The organism is Pseudomonas sp. NFIX28 (assembly GCF_900107395.1).
Lineage (GTDB): Bacteria > Pseudomonadota > Gammaproteobacteria > Pseudomonadales > Pseudomonadaceae > Aquipseudomonas.
Genome location: NZ_FNPW01000001.1, coordinates 773,568 through 781,468 on the forward strand (window position 1 = coordinate 773,568; position 7,901 = coordinate 781,468).

Below are 7,901 nucleotides of genomic sequence, written 5' to 3' on the forward strand. Positions count from 1 at the left end.
GCGATTGCTACGCAATCGATCGCAGCCTCGCGGGCTCGGCAGCGGCTACATCGTCGTCGCACCTGTAGCCGCTGCCGAAGGCTGCGATCGGCTGCGCAGCAGCCGCAAGGGCGGCCAACGCGTTTCGCCAGGCAGACCGCGCGTTCAGGTTCTGCGATTGCTGCGCAATCGATCGCAGCCTCGCGGGCTCGGCAGCGGCTACACCGGCTACAGTGGTTTTGATTCGAATTTTCGGCAGGTCCATCCATGACGGCACAGCAACTTTTCCTCGGTATCGACTGTGGCACCCAGGGCACCAAGGCCATTGTGCTCGACGCCTCCAGTGGCGAGGTGCAGGGGCTCGGCGCGGCGTCCCACAGCCTGATCAGCGGCGTCAACGGCCGCCGTGAACAGGACGTCGAACAATGGCGCGAGGCCTTGACCCTGGCCACCCGCCGCGCCTTGCTGGCCGCCGGGGTCAGCGGCCTGGAGATCCTCGGGGTCGGAGTCTCCGGCCAGCAGCATGGCCTGGTCCTGCTCGACCATCAGGGCCAGGTGCTGCGCCCGGCCAAGCTCTGGTGCGACACCGAATCCACGCCACAGAACCAGCGCCTGCTGGAATACCTGGGCGGCGAGCAAGGTTCCCTGGAACGCCTCGGCGTGGCAATTGCGCCCGGCTACACCGTGTCGAAACTGCTGTGGACCCGAGAACGGCATCCGCAGGTTTTCCAGCGTATCGCCCATGTCCTGCTGCCCCACGATTACCTGAACTACTGGCTGACCGGCCGCTGCTGCAGCGAATACGGCGATGCCTCGGGCACCGGCTATTTCAACGTGCGCACCCGCCAGTGGGACCTCGAACTGCTCAGGCACATCGACCCCGACGGTCGCCTGGAAGCCGCCTTGCCGGAACTGCTCGACGCCCACCAGGCGGTGGGCCCGCTGCTGCCGGAAATCGCCCGGCACCTGGGCCTCAACCCGCAGGCGCTGGTGTCCAGCGGTGGCGGCGACAACATGCTGGGGGCCATCGGCACCGGCAATATCCAGCCGGGGGCGATCACCATGAGCCTGGGCTCTTCCGGCACCCTGTACGCCTATGCCGAGCAACCCAGGGTCAGCACAGACGCCGCGGTGGCGACCTTCTGCTCCTCCAGCGGCGGCTGGCTGCCGCTGATCTGCACCATGAACCTGACCAACGCCACAGGCGCGGTGCGCGAGCTGTTCGAGCTGGGTATCGATGATTTCAACCAGTTGGTGGCGCAGGCGCCGATCGGTGCCGAGGGCGTGTGCATGCTGCCGTTCCTCAACGGCGAGCGGGTTCCCGCCCTGCCCCATGCCAGCGGCAGCCTGCTGGGGCTGACCGCCAACAACCTGACCCGGGCCAACCTGTGCCGGGCGGTGGTCGAGGGCACCACCTTCGGCCTGCGTTACGGCCTGGACCTGCTGCGCAGCAACGGCCTGCAGAGCCAAGGCATCCGCCTGATCGGCGGCGGCTCGAAAAGCCCGCTGTGGCGGCAGATGGTCGCCGATATCATGCGCACCCCGGTGGTCTGCACCGAGCAGAGCGAAGCGGCGGCCCTGGGCGCGGCGATCCAGGCGGCCTGGTGCTATTTCCACAGCAGCGACCGACCGCAGAGCCTGGCGCAGTTGTGCCAGCGCTGCGTGAAGCTCGATGCAAGCAGCGAAACCTTGCCGATAGCGGCCAATGTCGCGGCCTACCAGCAGGCCTATGAACGTTACCAACAACATGTGGCAACCCTTTTGAAGAGCGAATGACTATGTACCTGGTCTGTGGTGAAGCACTGTTCGATTTTTTCAGCGAAGACGATGCCAGCGGTCGGGCGTCGCGGGTCAACTTCCAGGCGATCGCCGGCGGTTCGCCCTTCAATGTCGCGGTCGGGTTACGCCGCCTGGGTGTGGACGCGGCGCTGTTCGCCGGGCTGTCCACCGACTACCTCGGCCGGCGCCTGTTGCAGGTGTTGCGCGAGGAAGGCGTGGCCGAGGACTACCTGCTGGACGTCGAGGCCCCGACCACCCTGGCGATGGTCGCGGTGGGCGCCGACGGCTCGCCGCAATACAGCTTCCGTGGCGAAGGCTGCGCCGATCGCCAATTGCAGCTCAGCGACCTGCCACAGCTCGACAGCCGGGTGCGCGGCCTGCACATCGGCTCGTTTGCCCTGGTGGTGCAGCCGATCGGCGACACCCTGCTGGCACTGGTGCGCCGCGAGCGCGGCCAGCGCCTGATCAGCCTCGACCCCAATGTGCGCCTCAACCCTGCACCGGACATCCAGCTGTGGCGCCAGCGCATCGACACCCTGGTCCGGCTGGCCGACCTGATCAAGGTCAGCGACGAGGACTTGCACCTGCTCTACCCCGACCAGGACCCACGCCAGGTGATCGAAGGCTGGCTGCAACATCACTGCCAACTGGTGTTCCTGACTCGCGGCGCCGAGGGCGCGACGGTATTCAGCCGGCAACATGGCAGCTGGTCGGCGCCGGCCATGCCGATTAAGATGGCCGACACCGTGGGCGCCGGCGACACCTTCCAGGCCGCCTTGATTGCCTGGCTGAGCGAGCGGCAGCTGGATTCGCTCGAAGCCGTGGCGACCTTGAGCCGGGAACAGATCGACCAGATGCTCAGGTTCGCTATCCGCGCCGCGGCGCTGACTTGCGCCAAGACCGGCCCGGACCTGCCCTATCGCCACCAACTGAATTGATCGAAGGAGCGCCATATGGCGCTCCCATCGACCCGAATAGAGCCCTGCCTTTGACCCGCTTTGCCTATGCCGCCCTACTCCTGCCCTTGATCCTGACCGGCTGCGCGACCTCGCCTCCGGCCAACCCCAACGATATCTGCGAAATCTTTCGCGAGAAAAGCGACTGGTACGAGGCCGCCAAGGCCACCGAAGAAAAATGGGGGGTGCCGATCCAGGTGCCGCTGTCGATCATCTACCAGGAATCCAGCTTCAAGCAGGACGCCTTGCCGCCACGCAAATACCTGTTGTGGGTGATTCCCTGGGGCCGGGTCTCCACGGCCGCCGGCTATCCGCAGGCCAAGGACGAAGTCTGGGGCGACTACCAGCGCAAGGGCGACAATTACTGGGCCAGCCGCACCAACTTCGCCGACGCCACGGACTTTATCGGCTGGTACATGGACCAGACCACGCGGGTCAACGGCGTGACCAAGCAGGACGCTTACCGCCAGTACCTCAATTACCACGAAGGCTGGGGCGGCTATCGCCGGCAGACCTATACGGCCAAGCCCTGGCTGCAGACCGTGGCCATGAAGGTGCAAAGCCGTTCCAGCCTGTACGGCCAGCAATACGCCGGCTGCCGGGAAGAATTGAATCGCGGGTTCTGGGGACGCTTCTGGGATTGGCTATAACCGCCTGAGTCAGATCCCCCCACGACTCCTGTAGCCGCTGCCGAGCTGCGCGAGGCTGCGCCCGGCTGCAACGCAGCCGCAAAGCCTGCCGACGCGATCTATCTGAAGGACCGCGTGCGGATTGGCGACTACTGCGTAGTCGATCGCAGCCTCGCGGGCTCGGCAGCGGCTACAGGTTTGGGCTGGGGGCTTGGATCGCGTTTACTTCGCCTTGGCTGGAACCGCCTGAGTCAGATCCCCCCACGACCCCTGTAGCCGCTGCCGAGCTGCGCGAGGCTGCGCCCGGCTGCAACGCAGCCGCAGAACCTGCCGACGCGATCTATTTGAAGGACCGCGTGCGGATTGGCGACTACTGCGTAGTCGATCGCAGCCTCGCGGGCTCGGCAGCGGCTACAAGTTCGGGCTAGGGCTTGGATCGCATTTCCTGCGCCTTGGCTGGAACCGCCTGAGTCAGATCCCCCACGATCCCTGTAGCCGCTGCCGAGCTACGCGAGGCTGCGCCCGGCTGCAACGCAGCCGCAAAACCTGCCAACGCGATCTATCTGAAGGACCGCATGCGGATTGACGACTACTGCGTAGTCGATCGCAGCCTCGCAAGGCTCGGCAGCGGCTACAAGTTTGGGCTCAGGGCTTGGATCGCGTTTACTGCGCCTTGGCTGGAACCGCCTGAGTCAGATACCCCCACGATCCCTGTAGCCGCTGCCGAGCTACGCGAGGCTGCGCCCGGCTGCAACGCAGCCGCAAAACCTGCCGACGCGATCTATCTGAAGGACCGCATGCGGATTGGCGACTACTGCGTAGTTGATCGCAGCCTCGCAAGGCTCGGCAGCGGCTACAGGTTTCAGGTTTCAGGTTTCAGGTTTCAGGTTTCAGGTTTCAGATCCAGGATTTCAGATTTCGGGCATCGCGATTACGAGTCCTGGGATGTTTACAGGATCGAGAAGTTGTAGCTGACGATCAGCCGTGTCTCGTCCACGTCCCGGGCGTATTTTTCGTAGTTGCTGCGGTAGGTGGCGTTGCGCAGGCGCAGGCTGACGTCCTTGAACGTGCCGCTCTGCACCACATACTTGAGTTCACTGTCGCGCTCCCACTCGCGACCTTCCTGGTCGCTGCCCGGGACCTTGATATGGTCGCCGCTGACATAGCGGGTCAGAAAGCTCAGGCCATTGATGCCGATTTCCTTGAAGTCATAGTCGTAGCGCAGCTGCCAGGAGCGCTCCTGGGCGGCGGCGAAATCGTTGACTTGCACATAGTTGACCAGGTACGGGTTGCTGCCATCGAGATACGGCATCGAATTGTCGCCGTTCATGCGCTGCCAGCCGGCGCTGAAGGTGTGGCCGTCGACGGCGTAGCCGAGCATGCCGCTCAAGGCGCGGTTGTCGATGGAGCCGGCGCGCTCGGCACCGCTGTCGGCGCTCTTGAGCAGGCGCAAGTCAGCCTTCAGCACACCGCTGCCCAACGGCTGGTTGGCCAGCAGGCCGATGAAGTGCTGGCGGTAAATGTCCTCCAGTTCGGCGTAGTGATACTGGCCGCTCAGGCGGTCGTTGAACTTGTAGTCCACGCCATACATGTCGAAATGCTCGGCGGTGACGTTGCAGGCATACCGCTTGTTCTTGCAGTGCACGCGGATGTCCTGGGCGTCCGTGGAGTCCCGGGCGGTGTACCTGTCCAGACGCGCGGCCGTGAACGTCAGGTCCTTGATCTCTTTGGACGTCAGCATGGCGCCATTGAACATGGTCGGCAGCAGGCGCCCGTCGTTGTATTTGAGCAGCGGCAGGTCCGGCAGCAGCGCGCCGTACTTGAGCACGCTCTGCGACAGGCGCACCTTGGCCGTCAGGCCGAGCTTGGCGTACTGATCCTTGGAACCCCGCGGGTCATGGCCGCTGGAAGGCAGCAAGCCGCTGTTGCTGCTGTCGGGGCTGGAGTCGAGCTTGAAACCGAGCATGCCCAGCGCATCGATACCAAAGCCGACGGTGCCTTCGGTGTAGCCCGATTGCAGGTTGAGAATGAAGCCTTGCGCCGACTCTTCGCGCTTGGAAGCGCCTTGATCGCTGCTGGTGTGGCCGTCGCGGAAATCACGGTTGAAGTAAATAGTGCGCGACTCGAGTTTGGCGCTGCTGTCTTCGAAGAAACCCGCGGCCTGGACCTGGGCGGTAAAACCCGCGCACAGGCACAGGGCGCCGAAGCCCACCGATTGATAACGCAGCGGTCGGATTGAGTGCAGCAAAGGGAAAGGGGGACGCATGAAAAGCTCCAGCAGTGCATCGGTAACGCGAATGAAAGAAGGCAATAGCAATCCATCTGGCGAATCATTTCTGGCCAGTTGAATTGATCAAATCAATATTGACCCGCAATGATGGCAGATGGCCTTGGCGGGCTACACCCGACTTTAGTCTGAAGCTACTTCAGCCTTTATCCTTGTCAGCAGTCTTCTGGGGCGTGCTGCTGGCTGCGACTAAGCGATCATTTCCAGCACTTCTCCCTTCCCCGTCGACGGGTATTCGCCTAAGCCATTTCATGGAGGTTTTCAGAAGTTTTGGATCCAATGAGATGCTCGACGACGAAAAAAGACGCTCTTATAGGGAGCAAAACACTACCGCTCGTCGGTAAAATTTTCCTCAGCAGGTTTTACAACCAGCCTGCGAGCCAAATCCGAAGCGCCCCTTAAAAACGACCTATCTCACTGTTTTATATAAAGAATAAAGACTTAATGCGGACTCGTTAAAACGCCATCGCCATTTATACAACACGGCCTAGCGCCAATTAACCGTCTCCACGCTGTGGTAGTGTCAAAAAAAGAGCGCGAAAAGGACTTGCACCTAATCAGTTCTTTAAAAAGCGAGCCTAAAAAACTCTCGCATTACCCATCACGGATGAGGTTTCTCCTCTTGCATGCCAGCGTTTTTGGTACCGGCCATGTCGGCCCGGTACAAGCAGTCGCCCTCACCGGCGTCAGCCACCCTGTGGTTGGTGTCGGCATCGACAGCCGCAGAGTCAACCGATTGCAGCGCGCCAGCGCGATCGTCTCCTCATCCAACGAGGGCGCCGATCGGCGTCTCGCCGTCACGCGGGACATCGCTTGCCTGCCTTGCCTGGGCAACGGCCTGCCCTGGCGCGTACCGGGGGCGCCCTGCGCATGAATATCCTGATCACCGGGGCCGCCGGTTTCATCGGCGCCCATACCGCTCTGCGTTTGCTCAAGGATGGGCATCAGGTCACCGGGCTGGATAATTTCAACGACTATTACGACCCGCAACTCAAGCACGACCGGGTGCGCTGGGTGGAGCAGCAAGCGGGACGCTTCCCGTTGTACCGCCTCGACCTCGGCGATACCGAGGCCCTCGACCGGCTGTTCGCCCAGGTGCGCCCGCAAGTGGTGATCCACCTGGCGGCCCATGCCGGGGGGCGTTATTCCCTGGAAAACCCCAGGGCCTGCCTGGACAACAACCTCGGCGGCTTTCTCAACCTGTTGGAAATGTGCCGGCGCTATCCGCTCGAACACCTGATCTACGCCTCGTCCAGTTCGGTGTACGGCGCCAACTATCATCTGCCGAACAAGGCCAGCGACACCGTCGACCATCCGTTGTCGCTGTACGCCGCCAGCAAACGGGCCAACGAGCTGATGGCCCATAGCTACAGCCACCTGTTCGACATGCCGGCCACCGGCCTGCGCTTCTTTACCGTATATGGCCCCTGGGGACGCCCCGACATGTCGCCGGTGCTGTTCGCCCAGGCCATCTGCGAAGGCCGTCCGCTGAAGCTGTTCAACTACGGCATGCACCAGCGCGACTTCACCTATATCGACGACCTCGTCGAGTCCCTGGTTCGCCTGCTGGGCAAGCCACCGGCGCGCAATCCGTTGTGGAACCGCGAACAACCCGACCCGGCCACCAGCATGGCGCCCTGGCGCCTGTTCAATATCGGCGGACAACGCTCGGTGCAGCTCAAGGACTACGTCGCCACCCTGGAGCAACTGCTCGGGCGCAAGGCACAGGTCGAGTACCTGCCGTTGCAGCCCGGCACCGTGCTGGACACCTGCGCCGATGCCAGCGCTCTGGAGAATGTCACCGGCTTCGGCCCGCAGGTTCCCTTGGCCGAGGGCCTCGGACGCTTTGTCGATTGGTTCCAGAGCTATTACCGGCCGCCGTTGCCCCCGCGTTCCTGACTCGGCATCGACCTGCTCCGGCGAAAGCCTTCGCCCTTGCAGGTCAACTGGCCGACGGCGATTGCGGCTTGAAGCACGCAGCGTTACGGAATTCCCTGAGCGGCCATCGGCCTATCCCCTACGGCCAATTGCGCTGATGCTCGTAGGGCGTTAGCCGGATAGGCTGTCAGGCATAAGTAACGGTTATCCCGGACATTTCTGAATCTCCCACCGGGTGGAAAACCGCAGCCGCCTCGGCTTGAATCGACCGGCTGATTCCTGCACCATCCGCCCCCTGCTTATTCAATGGATGGATTTCACGGCATGCTGGATGCTAACGCTACCCATATTTCCCTGACGATCGAAGGCGCCTCGGTCGACCTTCAGGTCCTC

The 7,901-nt window shown here is 62.9% G+C and carries 8 protein-coding genes; 7 read left to right on the forward strand and 1 reads right to left on the reverse strand.

Translation table 11 applies throughout. The features are described 5' to 3' along the window. The 5 genes from BLV20_RS31560 to BLV20_RS03360 all read left to right on the forward strand — a co-directional run. Positions 1 to 250 (forward strand): hypothetical protein (locus BLV20_RS31560; protein ID WP_371914288.1); only part of this gene is annotated, 250 nt, incomplete at its 5' end. Continuing rightward, positions 247 to 1,755, forward strand: a complete 1,509-nt coding sequence (xylB, locus tag BLV20_RS03345) for a xylulokinase (protein WP_092296907.1) — start codon at positions 247 to 249, stop codon at positions 1,753 to 1,755. The genes BLV20_RS31560 and xylB, both read left to right, overlap by 4 nt. 2 nt (positions 1,756 to 1,757) lie before the next feature. Beyond that, a complete protein-coding gene (locus BLV20_RS03350) occupies positions 1,758 to 2,696 on the forward strand; it encodes a carbohydrate kinase family protein (RefSeq protein WP_092296911.1) in 939 nt (312 codons plus the stop codon). A gap of 50 nt (positions 2,697 to 2,746) precedes the next feature. Further along, positions 2,747 to 3,364 carry a transglycosylase SLT domain-containing protein gene (locus BLV20_RS03355; protein WP_092296914.1) on the forward strand — a complete coding sequence of 206 codons (618 nt, stop codon included), beginning with the start codon at positions 2,747 to 2,749 and terminating at the stop codon, positions 3,362 to 3,364. Between the two features lie 554 nt (positions 3,365 to 3,918). Beyond that, positions 3,919 to 4,314 (forward strand): hypothetical protein, encoded by a 396-nt coding sequence (locus tag BLV20_RS03360; protein ID WP_092296917.1) that lies wholly within the window; start codon positions 3,919 to 3,921, stop codon positions 4,312 to 4,314. Here BLV20_RS03360 and BLV20_RS03365 read toward each other — a convergent pair. Next, a complete protein-coding gene (locus BLV20_RS03365) occupies positions 4,293 to 5,609 on the reverse strand; it encodes an OprD family porin (RefSeq protein ID WP_092296920.1) in 1,317 nt (438 codons plus the stop codon). The two genes, BLV20_RS03360 and BLV20_RS03365, sit on opposite strands and share 22 nt — an antisense overlap. A 628-nt stretch (positions 5,610 to 6,237) precedes the next feature. On the opposite strand from BLV20_RS03365, the gene BLV20_RS03370 reads away from it, so the two are divergent. Then, positions 6,238 to 6,504, forward strand: coding sequence for a hypothetical protein (locus BLV20_RS03370; protein WP_092296923.1), 267 nt, complete (start codon positions 6,238 to 6,240; stop codon positions 6,502 to 6,504). Then, entirely contained in the window at positions 6,501 to 7,529 is a 1,029-nt protein-coding gene (locus BLV20_RS03375; RefSeq protein ID WP_092296926.1) for an NAD-dependent epimerase/dehydratase family protein, read from the forward strand. The genes BLV20_RS03370 and BLV20_RS03375 overlap by 4 nt, the downstream gene beginning before the upstream one ends. Positions 7,530 to 7,901 lie beyond the last annotated feature (372 nt).

What these genes read in the sequence shown, in the direction of transcription:
- xylB (WP_092296907.1), top strand. Translation starts at nt 247, where the DNA reads ATGACGGCACAGCAACTTTTCCTCGGTATCGACTGTGGCACCCAGGGC.
- BLV20_RS03350 (WP_092296911.1), top strand. Translation starts at nt 1,758, where the DNA reads ATGTACCTGGTCTGTGGTGAAGCACTGTTCGATTTTTTCAGCGAAGAC.
- BLV20_RS03360 (WP_092296917.1), top strand. Translation starts at nt 3,919, where the DNA reads ATGCGGATTGACGACTACTGCGTAGTCGATCGCAGCCTCGCAAGGCTC.
- BLV20_RS03365 (WP_092296920.1), bottom strand. Translation starts at nt 5,609, where the DNA reads ATGCGTCCCCCTTTCCCTTTGCTGCACTCAATCCGACCGCTGCGTTAT.
- BLV20_RS03370 (WP_092296923.1), top strand. Translation starts at nt 6,238, where the DNA reads ATGAGGTTTCTCCTCTTGCATGCCAGCGTTTTTGGTACCGGCCATGTC.
- BLV20_RS03375 (WP_092296926.1), top strand. Translation starts at nt 6,501, where the DNA reads ATGAATATCCTGATCACCGGGGCCGCCGGTTTCATCGGCGCCCATACC.